Origin of the sequence: Enterobacter sp. BNK-29 (genome assembly GCF_048684785.1) — a bacterium.
Classification (GTDB): Bacteria; Pseudomonadota; Gammaproteobacteria; order Enterobacterales; family Enterobacteriaceae; genus Enterobacter; species Enterobacter cloacae_M.
Map to the genome: position 1 here is coordinate 1,216,983 of NZ_JBLQTU010000001.1, position 15,000 is coordinate 1,231,982.

16 protein-coding genes are annotated in these 15,000 nt (G+C 55.9%); 5 read left to right on the plus strand and 11 right to left on the minus strand.

What is annotated here, in order from left to right; translation table 11 throughout:
• Positions 1-58: 58 nt before the first annotated feature.
• Positions 59-1,096 carry a LacI family DNA-binding transcriptional regulator gene (locus tag ACMGGX_RS05645; protein WP_348561816.1) on the plus strand — a complete coding sequence of 346 codons (1,038 nt, stop codon included), beginning with the start codon at positions 59-61 and terminating at the stop codon, positions 1,094-1,096.
• Here ACMGGX_RS05645 and lysA read toward each other — a convergent pair.
• Complete coding sequence (gene lysA / locus ACMGGX_RS05650; protein WP_047646286.1) at positions 1,066-2,328, minus strand: diaminopimelate decarboxylase; 1,263 nt, start codon at positions 2,326-2,328, stop codon at positions 1,066-1,068. The genes ACMGGX_RS05645 and lysA overlap by 31 nt on opposite strands.
• A 121-nt stretch (positions 2,329-2,449) precedes the next feature.
• Between lysA and ACMGGX_RS05655 the strand changes: the two genes are divergently transcribed.
• Positions 2,450-3,376: a LysR family transcriptional regulator gene (locus ACMGGX_RS05655; protein WP_126796316.1), complete on the plus strand. Its 927-nt coding sequence runs from the start codon at positions 2,450-2,452 to the stop codon at positions 3,374-3,376.
• Here ACMGGX_RS05655 and ACMGGX_RS05660 read toward each other — a convergent pair.
• From ACMGGX_RS05660 to ACMGGX_RS05690, 7 genes are all read right to left on the minus strand, one after another.
• The gene (locus tag ACMGGX_RS05660) at positions 3,371-4,063 is read right to left on the minus strand and encodes an aspartate/glutamate racemase (protein WP_420298746.1); all 693 of its coding nucleotides are present in this window, start codon (positions 4,061-4,063) and stop codon (positions 3,371-3,373) included. The two genes, ACMGGX_RS05655 and ACMGGX_RS05660, sit on opposite strands and share 6 nt — an antisense overlap.
• 88 nt (positions 4,064-4,151) lie before the next feature.
• Positions 4,152-5,276, minus strand: a complete 1,125-nt coding sequence (gene wzz(fepE), locus ACMGGX_RS05665; RefSeq protein WP_202771623.1) for an LPS O-antigen length regulator Wzz(fepE) — start codon at positions 5,274-5,276, stop codon at positions 4,152-4,154.
• Between the two features lie 203 nt (positions 5,277-5,479).
• Positions 5,480-6,901 (minus strand): sugar porter family MFS transporter, encoded by a 1,422-nt coding sequence (locus tag ACMGGX_RS05670; RefSeq protein ID WP_420298150.1) that lies wholly within the window; start codon positions 6,899-6,901, stop codon positions 5,480-5,482.
• A 313-nt stretch (positions 6,902-7,214) separates the two neighbouring features.
• Positions 7,215-7,976, minus strand: coding sequence for a 2-dehydro-3-deoxy-D-gluconate 5-dehydrogenase KduD (gene kduD / locus ACMGGX_RS05675; RefSeq protein WP_420298151.1), 762 nt, complete (start codon positions 7,974-7,976; stop codon positions 7,215-7,217).
• Between the two features lie 63 nt (positions 7,977-8,039).
• Complete coding sequence (gene kduI, locus ACMGGX_RS05680) at positions 8,040-8,876, minus strand: 5-dehydro-4-deoxy-D-glucuronate isomerase (RefSeq protein ID WP_420298152.1); 837 nt, start codon at positions 8,874-8,876, stop codon at positions 8,040-8,042.
• Positions 8,877-9,111: 235 nt separating this feature from the next.
• On the minus strand, positions 9,112-10,290 hold the full coding sequence (locus tag ACMGGX_RS05685) for an acetyl-CoA C-acetyltransferase (RefSeq protein ID WP_063439907.1): 1,179 nt from the start codon (positions 10,288-10,290) through the stop codon (positions 9,112-9,114).
• Between the two features lie 93 nt (positions 10,291-10,383).
• The gene (locus ACMGGX_RS05690; protein ID WP_126796311.1) at positions 10,384-11,250 is read right to left on the minus strand and encodes a LysR family transcriptional regulator; all 867 of its coding nucleotides are present in this window, start codon (positions 11,248-11,250) and stop codon (positions 10,384-10,386) included.
• Between the two features lie 105 nt (positions 11,251-11,355).
• Between ACMGGX_RS05690 and ACMGGX_RS05695 the strand changes: the two genes are divergently transcribed.
• The gene (locus tag ACMGGX_RS05695) at positions 11,356-11,817 is read left to right on the plus strand and encodes a multidrug/biocide efflux PACE transporter (RefSeq protein WP_039263312.1); all 462 of its coding nucleotides are present in this window, start codon (positions 11,356-11,358) and stop codon (positions 11,815-11,817) included.
• 119 nt (positions 11,818-11,936) lie between these two features.
• Positions 11,937-13,166 carry an amino acid permease gene (locus ACMGGX_RS05700; protein ID WP_420298153.1) on the plus strand — a complete coding sequence of 410 codons (1,230 nt, stop codon included), beginning with the start codon at positions 11,937-11,939 and terminating at the stop codon, positions 13,164-13,166.
• 55 nt (positions 13,167-13,221) lie between these two features.
• Here ACMGGX_RS05700 and ACMGGX_RS05705 read toward each other — a convergent pair whose 3' ends face one another.
• The gene (locus ACMGGX_RS05705) at positions 13,222-13,674 is read right to left on the minus strand and encodes an Lrp/AsnC family transcriptional regulator (RefSeq protein ID WP_029742214.1); all 453 of its coding nucleotides are present in this window, start codon (positions 13,672-13,674) and stop codon (positions 13,222-13,224) included.
• A gap of 115 nt (positions 13,675-13,789) precedes the next feature.
• Here ACMGGX_RS05705 and ACMGGX_RS05710 point away from each other — a divergent pair, with 115 nt between their 5' ends.
• Positions 13,790-14,401 (plus strand): LysE family translocator, encoded by a 612-nt coding sequence (locus ACMGGX_RS05710; RefSeq protein ID WP_420298154.1) that lies wholly within the window; start codon positions 13,790-13,792, stop codon positions 14,399-14,401.
• A 28-nt stretch (positions 14,402-14,429) separates the two neighbouring features.
• On the opposite strand, the gene ACMGGX_RS05715 is transcribed toward ACMGGX_RS05710, so the two are convergent.
• Complete coding sequence (locus ACMGGX_RS05715) at positions 14,430-14,702, minus strand: GNAT family N-acetyltransferase (protein WP_008499687.1); 273 nt, start codon at positions 14,700-14,702, stop codon at positions 14,430-14,432.
• A 10-nt stretch (positions 14,703-14,712) separates the two neighbouring features.
• Complete coding sequence (yjdI, locus tag ACMGGX_RS05720; protein WP_008499689.1) at positions 14,713-14,943, minus strand: 4Fe-4S mono-cluster protein YjdI; 231 nt, start codon at positions 14,941-14,943, stop codon at positions 14,713-14,715.
• Between the last annotated feature and the right edge of the window lie 57 nt (positions 14,944-15,000).

The following is a 15,000-nucleotide window of genomic DNA, read 5'->3' on the forward strand; positions in this document are numbered from 1 at the left end:
TATACGCCGTGAGGTCTGTGTTAAACTGCAAATCATTACGTGGAAGCAGGAATGTAGAATGGCAACAATGCTGGATGTCTCACTGCGTGCGGGCGTGTCGAAGGCTACCGTCTCGCGCGTGCTGAACGGCACAGGTCAGGTTAAAGAGAGTACGCGTCAGCAGGTCTTTGCTGCGATGGAAGAGCTGGGCTATCGCCCGAACTTTCTCGCGCGTTCGCTGGCTAACCAGACCAGCAACAGCATTGGCCTGGTCGTCTCGACCTTCGACGGCTTTTACTTTGGTCGTCTTCTCCAGCAGGCGTCGCGGCAGACGGAAACTCACGGGAAACAGCTGATCGTCACCGACGGTCACGACGCGCCGGAACAGGAAGAACAGGCGGTGCAGATGCTGGCCGATCGCCAGTGCGATGCCATCGTGCTTTACACGCGCTACATGAGCGAAAAAGCGATCGTCAAACTGATGAACACCGTGAAAACGCCGCTGGTGGTCATTAACCGAGAAGTGAGCCAGGCGCCGGATCGCTGCGTATTTTTCGAACAGCAGGATGCCGCGTTTAAGGCCGTGGATTACCTGATCGCCCAGGGCCATCGGGAGATCGCCTGTATCACCGTTCCGATCCACACCCCAACCGGGAAAGCGCGGCTGATGGGCTACCGTAAGGCGCTGGAAAAGCACGGCATTCGCCTGGACGAGCGTCGGGTAAAGTACGGCGATGCGGGAATGACGCGGGGATACGAGCTGTGCAAGGAGTTGATTGCTGATGGTGTGCCGTTTAGCGCCCTGTTTGCCTGTAACGACGATATGGCCCTGGGGGCGTCCAAAGCGTTACACCAGGCAGGGCTTAAAATTCCGCAGGATATTTCACTGTTCGGCTTTGACGATGCCCCAAGCGCGAAATGGCTGGAGCCTGCGCTCTCATCGGTTTATCTGCCCATCGACAATATGATTGTCACGGCCATCGATCAGGCGATCCGGCTGGCAAAAAACCAACCGGTCGATGCCATCCCGCCGTTTACCGGCACGCTGGTGTTACGCGATTCGGTTACAACGGGGCCGTACTTTCATCAGATGAGTTCTAAAGCCAGCAGTTCCTGAATGGTCTGACGACGACGGATCAGCCGTGCCTTGCCGTTATCAAACAGCACTTCCGGCAGCAGCGGGCGGCTGTTGTAGTTAGATGACATCGACGCCCCGTAGGCACCGGTATCATGCAGCACAAGATAATCACCCGGTTTGACCTCTGGCAGCGCGCGGGTCTCCACTTTGCCGCCTTCCTGCTGGGTAAACACGTCACCCGATTCGCACAGCGGGCCCGCAACGACCGTCTCAACGCGCGGCGCCTGCGTTAAATCACGGCCGTCGGCGGCCAGGGCGGTAATGTGGTGATAGCTGCCGTACATGGACGGACGCATCAGATCGTTAAAGCCTGCATCAATCAATACGAAGTGGCGAGACCCCATCTCTTTGACGCTGCGCACCTGCGAAACCAGCACGCCGGCTTCCGCGACCAGGAAACGACCCGGCTCAATTTCCAGCTTCACCGCGTGACCAAGATGCGCGGCGATTTGGTCACGCGCGGCGCTCCACAGACCGTAGTAGTGATCGGTATCGATCGCCTCTTCGCCTTCGCGATAAGGAATGGAGAGACCGCCACCGGCAGAGATCGCCTCCAGATCCTGACCGAAGTCGATAACCTGGCGCACCATCGCGCCGCACACCTGCTCCAGGTGGCCGTAATCGACGCCAGAGCCAATGTGCATATGAATCCCCACCAGCTTCAGACCGTAGCGCTGTAATACCTCCAGCGCCGCAGGCATATCGGCATACCAGATCCCGTGCTTGCTGTTTTCGCCGCCGGTATTGGTTTTTTGGCTGTGACCATGACCAAAGCCCGGATTCACGCGCAGCCAGACGCGATGGCCGGGAGAAACCTGACCCAGCTGCTCCAGCATATCCACAGAACCGGCGTTCACCGGGATCTGCAGTTCGTGGACGCGCGCAAGCGTCGCATCGTCGATCACATCGGCGGTGAAGACGATCGCGTCGCCGTCGGCTTTCGGATCGAATCCGGCCACCAGCGCGCGCTCGATTTCGCCAAGCGAAACGGAGTCGACCTTCACGCCCTGCTCACGCATCAGGCGCAGAATATGAATATTGGAGCACGCCTTCTGGGCAAAACGCACCACGTCAAACTGATGCAGGGCGGCGATCTTCTCGCGAACGATCTGCGCGTCGTAGACCCACACCGGGCAGCCAAACTCGGCGGGCAGGCGCAGCAGGTTGTCGGCGTTCAAATCGGTATCAGTCTGGTTCAGCGGGCGTGGCATGGTCTTCTCCGGGTAAATGCGTTTTGAAGATTACGCCACAGCGCGAAGAGAATAAAAAATATCGTTTTATCGCGAGTCTATGCAAAAATGATATGGATAGTTATCTGCTTTCAGGTGCCCTATGCCCGCCGTCAATTTACGCCACATCGAGATTTTTCACGCCGTGATGACCACTGGCAATCTCACCGAAGCCGCACAGATGCTGCATACCTCGCAGCCGACGGTGAGCCGCGAGCTGGCCCGCTTCGAGAAAGTGCTGGGGCTGAGGCTGTTCGAGCGTACCCGGGGCAGGCTTCACCCGACGGTGCAGGGGTTGCGCCTGTTCGAGGAAGTCCAGCGCTCCTGGTACGGACTGGACAGAATAGTGAGTGCTGCGGAAAGCCTGCGCGAGTTTCGCCAGGGCGAACTGTCGATCGTCTGCCTGCCCGTCTTTTCGCAATCCTTTTTGCCGATGCTGCTGCAGCCCTTTCTGGCCCGATACCCGGAGGTCAGCCTCACCATCGTGCCTCAGGAATCCCCCCTGCTTGAAGAGTGGCTTTCGGCCCAGCGTCATGATTTAGGCTTAACCGAAACCCTCTCCACGCCGGCGGGAACGGCACGCACGGAGCTGATCTCGTTAGATGAAGTGTGCGTTCTGCCCGCAGGGCATCGGCTTGCCGGTAAGGCGGTGCTCACACCGGAGGATTTCCACGGGGAAAACTACATTAGCCTGTCGCAGACAGACAGCTACAGACAGCTGCTGGATACGCTATTTGCCGAGCATCAGGTCAAACGGCGAATGGTGGTGGAAACGCACAGCGCGGCTTCGATTTGCGCGATGGTGCGTGCAGGGGTCGGCGTCGCGGTGGTGAATCCGCTCACGGCGCTGGACTATGCCGGAAGCGGGATCGTCATCCGCCGCTTTAGCGTCTCCGTCCCGTTCACCGTGAGCCTGATCCGCCCGCTGCACCGTCCGGCTTCCGCGCTGGTGGACGCGTTCACCGAACACTTAAAGGAGCACGCGCGTCAGGTGGCGCTTCGCTTACCTGACCTGCAAAACCCGTTATGACAGCATAAACGCCACGGCATCCGCGGCATGGATGGCGGTGGTATCGAATACCGGGACGGGGCTTCGCTCGGCTGGCACCAGCAGGCCAATCTCGGTGCAGCCGAAGATCACCCCTTCAGCCCCCTGCTGCGCGAGTTTATCGATGACGCTGACGTAATACGCGCGGGAAGATTCGCTGAAGGTACCGAGGCAGAGCTCGTCAAAGATAATCTGATTGATGCGCGCCCGATCGTCTTCATCCGGGATCAGGCTCTCGATCCCAAATTCACTGTGCAAGCGCCCGCGATAAAAATCCTGTTCCATGGTGTAGCGTGTCCCCAAAAGCGCTACGCGGCGCATTCCGGATGCCGCAATCGCACGCCCGGTTGCGTCCGCGATATGCAGAAACGGCAGCGCGCAGCGGTTCTCAATATGCGACGCCACTTTGTGCATGGTATTGGTACAAAGCACGATACCCTCGGCGCCGGCGCGCTCCAGCCCCAGCGCCGCCTGGGCCAGGATCTCCCCGGCTTTATCCCACTCCCCGCTCGACTGGCAGGCTTCGATTTCATGGAAATCAACGCTGTGCAGCAGCAGGCTTGCGGAGTGCAGACCGCCCAGACGCTGTTTTACCCCTTCATTAATCAGGCGGTAATAAGGGATTGTCGATTCCCAGCTCATTCCACCTAACAGGCCGATCGTTTTCATCATCCCTCCTTATCTGTGTTTCATTTTTAACACAATCGATGCACATAAAAAAAGGCGCTGTATTCAGCGCCTTTTTAAACTGCAGAGCTTATTCCGCTACCGGCTCCGGCGGCGAAGTACGGGCGAGCATCGCCTCGCGCAGTAAAACGCTACCGCAGGCAAACAGGCCCCCCAGAAGCGCCGCCAGAACGACAATCAGAGCCTTGCCCGGGCCATCCTTTTTCACCGGCATGGAGGGAGAAAGCTGGTATCTGAATGGCTCAAGTTTAACATCGGCAAAGGAGAGCTTTTTCAGCTGTGCGAGGTGGTATTCCCGGTTCTGGAAATCCGCATTCAGCTCGGTCACGTCCTTCAGATTTTTTTCAATCTGCAGCTTTTGCGCGATACCGTCAGCGCCGAGCGCAACGGAGTAATCCGGGTCATCTTTTACGGCCTGCCCGTTGCTGTAAACCGGTTTCTTAATGCCTGCGGCATTTGCCACTTCCAGCGAATAATTCAGTCGCTGCAGGTTGGTATTATGAATATTGGTCAGACGGACACGATCCAGTTCCAGCTGCTGCTCAACGACGTTCTTTTTCAGGGCGATCTGGTTGCGGATATTCTGCACCGTCTCTTTTTCAACAATAGCCGCGATATAATCGATGTATCCATTCAGGACGGCTTGCGCATCGTCAGCTGTCGGGGCAGTGAAGCTCAATGTCCAGGAAACAAAAGGCGCTTTATCCGCGTCTTTTCCCTGAGCGTCATTCACCGCTTTCATTCTGTCTGAAATGTTAACTATCGCCCGATGCAGCTCAAGCGGATCCACCTCGGCATCTTTAAGTTGTGACATCACGTAAGGAGAGGATTTCAGGTACTCTTCGAGCAATGACTGCGACTGAAACTTTTTAATAAACATGTCAAAGACTTCCGGACGGGAAATTTTCGCGTCCACGTCAAGTACCTGCAACGCTACCATCATCTGGCGCAGCGGGTTCCACTGCGACGATTCTGCCTGAGTGATCACTGCTTTACTGGTCCACTTCTGCGGCAGTAAAAATGAAATGGCCAGCCCCGCCAGTGCAAAAGCAAGGGTAATGGTGACAATGCGTTTTTTGGCCGCCAAAAGGACCGCTAGTAAACCGAAAAGATCAATTTCTTTAGCGTGTATTACCGGGGAGGTATAACGGGGAAAATCAAGATCGGTGCTTTTTTTGATATCCATCTCAGACATAGACATTCTTCTTTTTAGGATGCGTTTCATGTTGCGCAAATAACAGCGGTGTTCCGATGATACATTATCCTAAGAATTATCCTAAGTTCAAATCCCTCTATTCATCCTTCCCTGCCAGAGTTGGTAGTGAATTTCATTACGTTATTATTGTAATTACTAACCATTTTACCAACTCTGACTTGTGTTGAACGCTTAAACAGTCATTACGATCGCACGCCGATATTCCGCAGTTTCTCCCCTGCCATCAGCTTGCGCTCGATATGTTCCAGCGTCACCCCTTTGGTTTCCGGGATCAGCCAGAACGTGACGCCAATAAACGCGACGTTCAGCACCGTATAGAGCCAGAAGGTTCCCGCTGCGCCAATCGCGTCCAGCAGCGTCAGGAACGTCGCGCCGATGATCATGTTCGACACCCAGTTGGTGGTCGTGGAACAGGTGATGCCAAAGTCACGGCATTTGAGAGGCTGAATTTCGGAGCACAGGATCCACACCACGGGCGCGGCGCTCATCGCGTAACCTGCGATACACATCATGGTCATACCGACAGAAAGCCAGGAAAGCCCGCTTGAGGCCGTGCCGTTATCAAACTGCATCAGGCAGTAGCCGAGAATCAGCGTGCCGATCGCCATTACGCTAAAACCGATTTTCAGCGCCGGTTTACGCCCGGCTTTGTCCACGGTGAATACCGCAATAAAGGTGGCGAACATGAAGGTCAGCCCGACCACCAGAGTCGCGATCATCTGCTGTTCCGTAGTGGTAAACCCGGCCATTTTGAAAATGCGCGGCGCGTAGTACATGATGATGTTCATCCCGGTGAACTGCTGCATCGCCTGCAGCAACATGCCGAGGAAGACCGCGCGGCGCACGTTGCGGTTGATCTTAAACAGCGCCCAGCCGCCCTGCTTTAGCTTCAGGCTTTCGCGGATCTCGTTCAGCTCTTCGCGCGCTTTTTCCGAGGTATCGCGCAGCATGCGCAGGACCTCTTCCGCTTCGACGTGACGCCCTTTTTGCGCCAGCCAGCGCGGGCTGTTTGGCAGGAAAATCACCAGGACGATCAGCACCAGTGCAGGTAAGGCCAGCACACCCAGCATCGCGCGCCAGTTGCCGCTGTAGCTGAAGTAGGTATCAGACAGGAACGCCAGCACAATACCCAGCGTGACCATCAGCTGATACATGCTGATCATCTTGCCGCGCACGTTTTCACTCGCCATTTCGGAGAGATAAAGCGGCGCCGTGTAGGACGCAATCCCCACCGCCACGCCCAGCAGCACGCGCGAGAGCAGGAGGATTTCAACGTTAGCGGCAAACGCCGAGCCAATGGAGCCGGCAACGAACAGAACTGCCCCGACCATCAGGCTGTATTTACGCCCCAGGCGGAACGACAGCCAGCCGTTGAGCAGCGCGCCAATGGCCGCGCCGAGCATCATGCTGCTCACCACCCACTCCTGCAGGCGACTGCTAAGTGTAAAGTGATCGGTAATAAACGGTAACGCGCCGGCAATGACGCCGATATCCAGTCCAAATAACAGGCCCGCCACGGCGGCTGCAATGGAGACAAACTGGTTCATGCGGCGAGTATCGCGCAGTGCAGCGGGCATTAGGGTAGAGTCATTTATCGATGTCATATTTTTCCTGCCTCAACAGCAAAATTCGTTAACTGAAATTACGAGAAAGCGAGGAAAAGTGTCAGGCCGGAAATCGCGAAGTTATGGATTATTCCGCTACGGCATACGGTTCTGTGATGGACATTACAATTTCAACTCGTGGCGAATAATCACGTATTTTTACTAATTAGTTAATATTTAAGCAATAAAAGTGTGATTGCCGTCATTTGTGATTTTTTAGTATGGATTTTTCATCTTTATCGATATGGACTAAGCCAATTATTGCGCAAAAAAAACCTCCGCCCACGGGCAGAGGTTCTTAATACGGGTGGAATTAACGCGCCAGCCAGCCACCGTCTACAGCCACGGTGTAGCCGTTGATGTAATCCGATGCGGAGGAGGCCAGGAAGACAATCGGCCCCATCAGATCGCTCGGCAGACCCCAGCGTCCCGCCGGAATGCGGTCGAGGATTTCCGCGCTACGCTGCTCGTCCGCACGCAGCTGCTGCGTGTTGTTCGTCGCCATGTAGCCCGGCGCAATCGCATTCACGTTGATGTTATGTTTCGCCCATTCGTTTGCAAGCAGGCGGGTCACGCCCATTACGGCGCTTTTGGACGCGGTGTACGACGGCACGCGGATGCCGCCCTGGAACGAGAGCATAGAGGCAATATTGATGATTTTGCCGCCTTTCCCCTGCGCAATAAAATGCTTCGCCGCCGCCTGGGACATGAAAAATACGCTCTTGATGTTCAAATCCATCACGTCGTCCCAGTCGCGCTCGCTGAAGCTGATGGCGTCTTCGCGGCGGATCAGCCCGGCGTTGTTCACCAGAATGTCGATATGACCGAATTCAGCCACCGCGCGGTCCAGCAGTTCAGGAATGGCATCGATTTTACGCAGGTCAGCGGTCAGGCTCAGGAAACGGCGGCCCAGGGCCGTCACGCGTTCGATGGTTTCAGTCGGTTGAACGATATTAATTCCGACGATATCGCAGCCCGCTTCCGCCAGGCCTAACGCCATCCCCTGACCCAGCCCGGTGTCGCACCCGGAAACCACGGCCACTTTTCCCTGCAGAGAGAATGCATCCAGAATCATGTTTATTCCTTACTCTTTCAGAGCCTGTCACTCACAGGCAGGTTTATGCTTCACCGCCCGCGACTAGCGCAGATCGCTGACCGCAATATGGTCCATATCATCGAAGACCTGGTTTTCACCCACCATTCCCCAGATAAAGGTGTAGGCTTTCGTCCCTACGCCGGAGTGAATGGACCAGCTCGGTGAAATCACCGCCTGCTCGTTGTGCATCACGATATGGCGCGTTTCCTGCGGCTGTCCCATCATGTGGAACACGCAGGCATCCTCATCCATATTGAAGTAGAAGTAGACTTCCATGCGGCGCTCGTGGGTATGGCACGGCATGGTGTTCCACAGGTTGCCCGGTGCCAGCTCGGTCAATCCCATACTGAGCTGGCAGGTCTCCAGCACGTCCGGCACGAAGTATTTATTGATGGTGCGGCGGTTGCTGGTGAGGTTGTCCCCCAGCGTCACGGGTGCGACGTCCGCCGGGGTCACTTTTTTGGTTGGGTAGGTGGAGTGAGCCGGCGCGCAGTTGTAGTAAAACTTCGCTGACCTGCTGCCGTCGATGCTGGCAAAGACCACGTCTTTCGCCCCTTTGCCCACGTACAGCGCCTCGCGGTGGCCAATCTCATAGCACTGTCCGTCTACGGTGATGGTGCCCGGCCCGCCGATGTTAATCACTCCCAGCTCGCGACGCTCAAGGAAATAGCTCACGCCCAGCTGTTTACCGACCTCACCGCCCACGGAGACGCTTTTCGTGACGGGCATAATCCCTCCCACAATAATGCGGTCGATATGGCTGTAAACCATGGTGTACCTGTCGGCCTCGAATACCTGCTCGACTAAAAATGCATTGCGCAGCCCCTGAGTATCGAGCGTTTTGGCGTGCGCACTGTGGATGCTTTCTCTGACGTCCACGGTAACCTCCAGATGTGGTCATGCCCGAAGGCGGAAATAAACGAAACAGCGTTCCGTTTTTCATAATGAGCACATACTATCGGCATAAAGTGGGCTTTTCAATTATATTTAAAACATCGTTTCATTTTTATTTTTGTTTATAGCGGAAATGATGTTCGGATCACAATTCAACCGCCGGGAGAAAAAGGACGCGAAAAAAAACCTCCCGGAGGAGGTCATGTTGTTTGAGAAGAGGTTAGCGTTCGATGGCCAGCGCCACCCCTTGCCCGCCGCCTATACAGAGTGTGGCAATCCCTTTGCGGGCATTACGTTTTTTCATTTCGTGGACCAGCGAAACCAGGATCCGACAGCCGGACGCACCGATAGGATGCCCCAGCGCGATCGCGCCGCCGTTAACGTTGACCCGCAGAGGATCCCACTCCAGCATTTTTCCGACGGAGATCGCCTGCGCGGCATAGGCTTCGTTCACTTCGATCAGATCCACATCCGAAAGCTGCCACCCCGCGCGCTCCAGACAGCGGCGGGTAGCGTAGACCGGTGCGATCCCCATTAACGCAGGATCAACCCCCACGCTGGCGAATGCTTTAATGCGGGCCAGGACCGGAAGATCGAGTTCAAGGGCTTTGCTTTCGCTCATCATCATGACGGCGGCAGCACCGTCGTTAATGGAAGAGGCATTTCCCGCCGTCACCGAGCCCTGCATTTCAAACGCGGGGTTCAGCCTCGCCAGGCCTTCAGCGCTGGCGTCGGTGCGCGGCTGTTCATCGGTATCCACGAGGATACGCTCGCCGCTCTGACGCTGCGTGCTGACCGGGACAATCTCGTCGCGAAAACGACCGGAATCAATTGCCGCACGCGCTTTTTGCTGCGAGCTTAGCGCATAGGCATCCTGCACCTCACGGCTGATGCCGTACTCGCGCGCCAGGTTTTCCGCCGTCACGCCCATATGATAGTCATTGAACGCATCCCACAGCCCGTCATGCACCAGGCTGTCGAGCAGCTGACTGTTGCCCAGCTGTGCGCCGGTCCGGCTGTCGGTCAACACGTGCGGCGCGCGGCTCATATTCTCCTGCCCGCCCGCGATGATCACGTCCGCTTCACCACACTGAATGGCTTGCGTCGCGAGATGCAGCGCTTTTAATCCAGAACCACAGACGTCGTTGATGGTGATGGCCGAAACGGTATTGGGCAGCCCGCCCTTCAGCGCCGCCTGACGCGCAGGGTTTTGCCCGGCACCGGCCGTGAGGACCTGTCCCAGGATCACCTCATCAACTTCATGTGCTGCGATCCCGCTGCGTTCCACCAGCGCTTTTACCACCACGCTGCCCAGTTCAACCGCCGAGTGACGCGCGAGCGCTCCCTGAAAACAGCCGATAGCTGTACGCAACGCACCCACTATTACGACATCTTTCATCACGACCTCTGTGTTAAATGACATGACGATAGTAGAGGATTGTTACTGGCAATTATCTTAATTGTTTAAAAATAGTGAGTTTAATCACAAGGATCAGCGCGCATCCTGCAGATACTGCCGCAGCCAGCTTCCGGCAACGCCGGGAGGGGATCGTTTATTCCACAGCAGATCGATGCCGATCGCCCGCGGCCAGCCGGGAACATTGAGCTGTACCAGGGATTTCGCGGCGGCAAATTCATCCACCAGCGCGCACGGCAGCACGCACCAGCCAAATCCCTGTACCGCCATACTCAAGAGTAACAGGTAATTCGGCGCTGACCAGACGGGCCCGCGCGCGATCTCAGCCTCGCGCTCAAGATAGGTGCTGAGCCGCAGCTCCCGCCAGCCGTGCAGCTCGTCATGCTGAACGTCATGTTGTCCGGCCAGCGGATGCGTGGTCGCGACATAGATCGCCATGCGGGTCTGCATCGGCAACCGGGTGGCGCCAATATCCGTAGGGTAACCTTCGCGCGCTTCCGTCAGGCCAATCTGCGCTCGCTCCTTTTGCAGCAGATCGATCACGTCCTCTTCCTCGCCAATCAGACATTCGAATTCCGTATGGGGAAAACGCGCGTCAAACTGTTTCATCATATCTTCCAGCACGTCCGGGTTGAGGGTATCGGAAAGAACAAACGTCAGACGCGCCTCCGTTTGCGCCGTTAGCGACACCGCCAGCTCGTCCAGCCGCGTGCTGGCGGCCAGGATGGCCTGCACGTAGCCCAGCACCTGTTCTCCCTGGACCGTTAACACCGGCTGGCGCGCCGAGCGGTCAAACAGCTCGAAACCGAGATCGGCTTCAAGATTGGCAATGGACGTGCTGATCGTCGACTGGCTTTTACGCAGCCGGCGTGCGGCAGCGGAAAAAGAGCCCGCCGCAACGGTCTCGACAAACGCATTGAGGGCTTCGGGTGAATAGCGCATAACCTATCTACTTTAGCGATGGATACTATCTTTAATATATCAGCTTTAACGATAAAAATAGGCTGCATCAACGCCCATACCGGCGAATTAATGAGGTCTATGACTATGCAACATCAGGATGCACTCCAACGTAAACTGCCGGAGCGGATCTTTCATGCTGTCTGTTTCGAAGGGATTGCTACGGCGATCCTCGCCCCTACGGCGGCGTGGCTAATGCAGCGTTCCGTGGTGGAGATGGGGGGGTTGACCATTATTCTGGCCACCACCGCCATGCTGTGGAACATTCTTTATAACTTCGGCTTCGACCGTTTCTGGCCCGTTCAGCGCGTCAAACGTACCGCAAAAGTGCGTGCGCTGCATGCGCTGGGGTTCGAATGCGGGTTTATTGTGATTGGCGTGTCGATTGTCGCCGCCGTGCTGGGCGTTACCCTGCTTCAGGCATTCACGCTGGAAATAGGTTTCTTCCTGTTCTTCCTGCCGTACACCATGTTCTATAACTGGGCGTACGATAGCCTGCGCGAGAAATTTCTTAAGCGTCGCCAGCAACGGCGCGCCCTGGCAGGCTAAACCGCCTCTGGCCGGACGCCCGTTCCGGCCAAACTCCGTCGAAGCAACTGCGCTCTTCAGGCATAACTATGGTAAATTGCACGCCATTCCGATGGTTTGATAGTTGATACGTTGCTCTAATGTCGAAAATTTGGTCAAAAGATGAGACTCTCTGGAGTTTCGCTCTCTATGGCACGGCCGTGGGCGCAGGAACGCTGTTCTTGCCCATTCAGCTGGGCTCCGCAGGCGCTATCGTCCTGTTTATTACCGCCCTCGTGGCCTACCCCTTAACCTACTGGCCGCACCGGGCGCTGGCGCAATTTATCCTGTCGTCGAAAACAAAAGGCAACGAAGGGATCACCGGCGCCGTCTCGCACTATTACGGCAGGAAGATTGGCAATCTGATCACCACGCTTTATTTCATCGCCTTCTTTGTGGTGGTGCAGATTTATGCGGTGGCCATCACCAACTCGCTCACGGAGCAGCTGGCGAAACACCTGACGGTGGATACTGCCGTTCGCGTGCTGGTCAGCCTGGGGGTGGTGCTGGTTCTGAATCTGATCTTCCTGATGGGTCGCCATATCACGATAAAAGTGATGGGCTTCCTGGTGTTTCCGCTGATTGCCTATTTCCTTTTTGTCTCGCTCTATCTGACCGGAAGCTGGCAACCCTCGCTGCTGACCAGCCAGATGGCCGTCGATCGCCATACCCTGCATCAGGTATGGATTTCGATTCCGGTGATGGTATTTGCTTTCAGCCATACCCCGATTATCTCAACGTTTGCCGTTGACCGTCGCGAGAAGTTTGCCGACGGCGCCATGGATAAATGTAAGAAAATCATGAAGGTGGCGTACCTGATCATCTGCCTGAGCGTGCTGTTTTTTGTCTTCAGCTGCCTGCTCTCAATTCCGCCGTCGTACATTGTGGCCGCCAAAGAGCAAGGGGTAACGATCCTGTCCGCGCTGTCGATGATGCCTTCTTCTCCGGCGTGGCTGGGCATTTCCGGGATTATCGTGGCGATTATTGCGATGTCGAAATCGTTCCTCGGCACCTATTTTGGGGTGATTGAAGGGGCGACGGAGATCGTGAAGTCGTCGCTTAATCAGGTAGGCGTGAAAAAGAGCCGCGCCTTTAACCGCGCGATTTCCATTATGGGGGTGTCGTTAATCACCTTTGCCGTCTGCTGCATTAACCCGAACGCCATTTCGATGATTTACGCCATCAGCGGCCCGCTTATCGCCATGATCCTGTTTATCATGCCGACGCTGTCGACGTATCTGCTCCCCTCCCTGAAACAGTACCGCTCGATTGGCAACCTGCTGACGCTGATCGTCGGCGTGCTGTGCGTGTCGGTGATGTTTGTCGGCTAATTTCCTTTCCTGCCCGGCGCTCTGCCGGGCAGGCCTTTCAGTCCTGGCCTGCTGCTTACAGCGGAAAAGGCCTGTCCTGCACCACCGTTTTCATGACAAGCGTAGATCGAAGATGCTGCACGCCGGGCATGGCGGAGAGCTTCTCGTCGTAGAGCTTCTGGAAAGCGGAAAGGTCGCGGGTCACGACGTGCATCAGATAATCGGGATCGCCAAACAGGCGCTGTGCCAGCACGATCTGCGGAATTTCCTCCACCGCCGCTTCAAACGCGCTAACCGCCTTACGGTCACCCTCCTTCAGCGTCGCAAACACTATCGCCAGGAAGTTGAATCCCATTTTGGCGGGGTCGAGGCTGGCCCGGTATCCCGTTATCGCCCCGCTTTGCTCCAGCGCCCTCACGCGACGATGGCACGGCGAGAGGCTCAGATTCACTCTTTCCGCCAGCTCGGTAAGGGATAAGCGGCCATCAGACTGTAGCTCAGCAAGAATTTTTCGATCGATGCTATCCATGTGGAAGATTTTCTCAATTTCACGGTGTTATGAGCATAACATTGAAAGCCTATTTCGCAGGGTTAGCGATATTCTTTTTCTCAACCTTTGACGCACTGCGGGAGTCTTCAGGACGATGGAAATGAGTATTGTGGCCGGCTTTTGGGTGGTTTCTTTTCTGCTTATCATGACGCCGGGCGCCGACTGGGCCTACGCCATTAGCGCCGGGATTAACGGGCGACGCGTGGTACCGGCGGTGATGGGGTTAATGTCCGGGCATCTATTAGCCACGCTGGTTGTGGTGGCTGGCGTGGGCGTAGTGATTGCTCAGCATCCGCTGGCGTTAACCGGGCTGACCGTCGCGGGGGCCGCGTATCTCCTGTGGCTTGGCATCGGACTGTTACGTCACCCTGCCGCACCGGAAAAGGCTACCCACCATGCGGGAAACTGGAGACAGTGGGCGGTGAAAGGGCTCTGCATTAGCGGCCTTAACCCGAAAGTTTTTTTGCTGTTTTTGGCGCTGCTTCCGCAGTTTACCGACCCGACCGGAAGCTGGTCGATAGCGATGCAGATGTCCGCGCTTGGCGTGATGCACCTTATCACCTGTACGCTGGTCTATCTGCTGGTGGGGTATGGTTCGAAAGCGGTACTGGCGACCCGGCCACAGGCGGCGCGTCTGGTGAGCATGGCGTCAGGAGGGATAATGGTGCTGATCGCGATGGTATTGCTGTTTGAGCAGGTAAGATAAAAAAAACACCGGCCATCGCCGGTGTTATTTACGCCCGAATATCGTCATATTCCCGCGTTTTATCAAACTCATGCTTCGCGAACGGGCACAGCGGAATAATTTTGCGATTCTCACCGCGCATCTTCTCCACCACTTTCGCCACCAGCTGTTTACCGACGCCCTGCCCTTTCAGGCTCTCATCCACGTCGGTGTGCTCGATAATGCTCAGATGCTCGCCGGTCGGTACGAAGACAATCTCCGCGACCTGATTGCCGTTCGCATCATTCACGTAAAACTTATTATGGCCTTCCAGAATATCCATGGTTCCTCGCTTATTTTTGGCGATACTTCAGCGCACCGCTCGGGCAGGTATCAATCACGCGTACAACCGTTTCAACGTCCACTTCATCGGGAATGATCCACGGCTTACGTTTCAGATTAAACAGCTTTGCGCTCCCACGCACGCAGTTACCTGAGTGTTTGCAGATCCCGGTATTGAAGTAAACGTCAATTTTCTCGCCGGTATAGGCCCGGTAACCCGCATCCAGTAGTTCTTTATCCATGACATTGCCTCTGTAATTATTATCGTGCTGAATGAAGCATAGCCTTACGGGATCCTG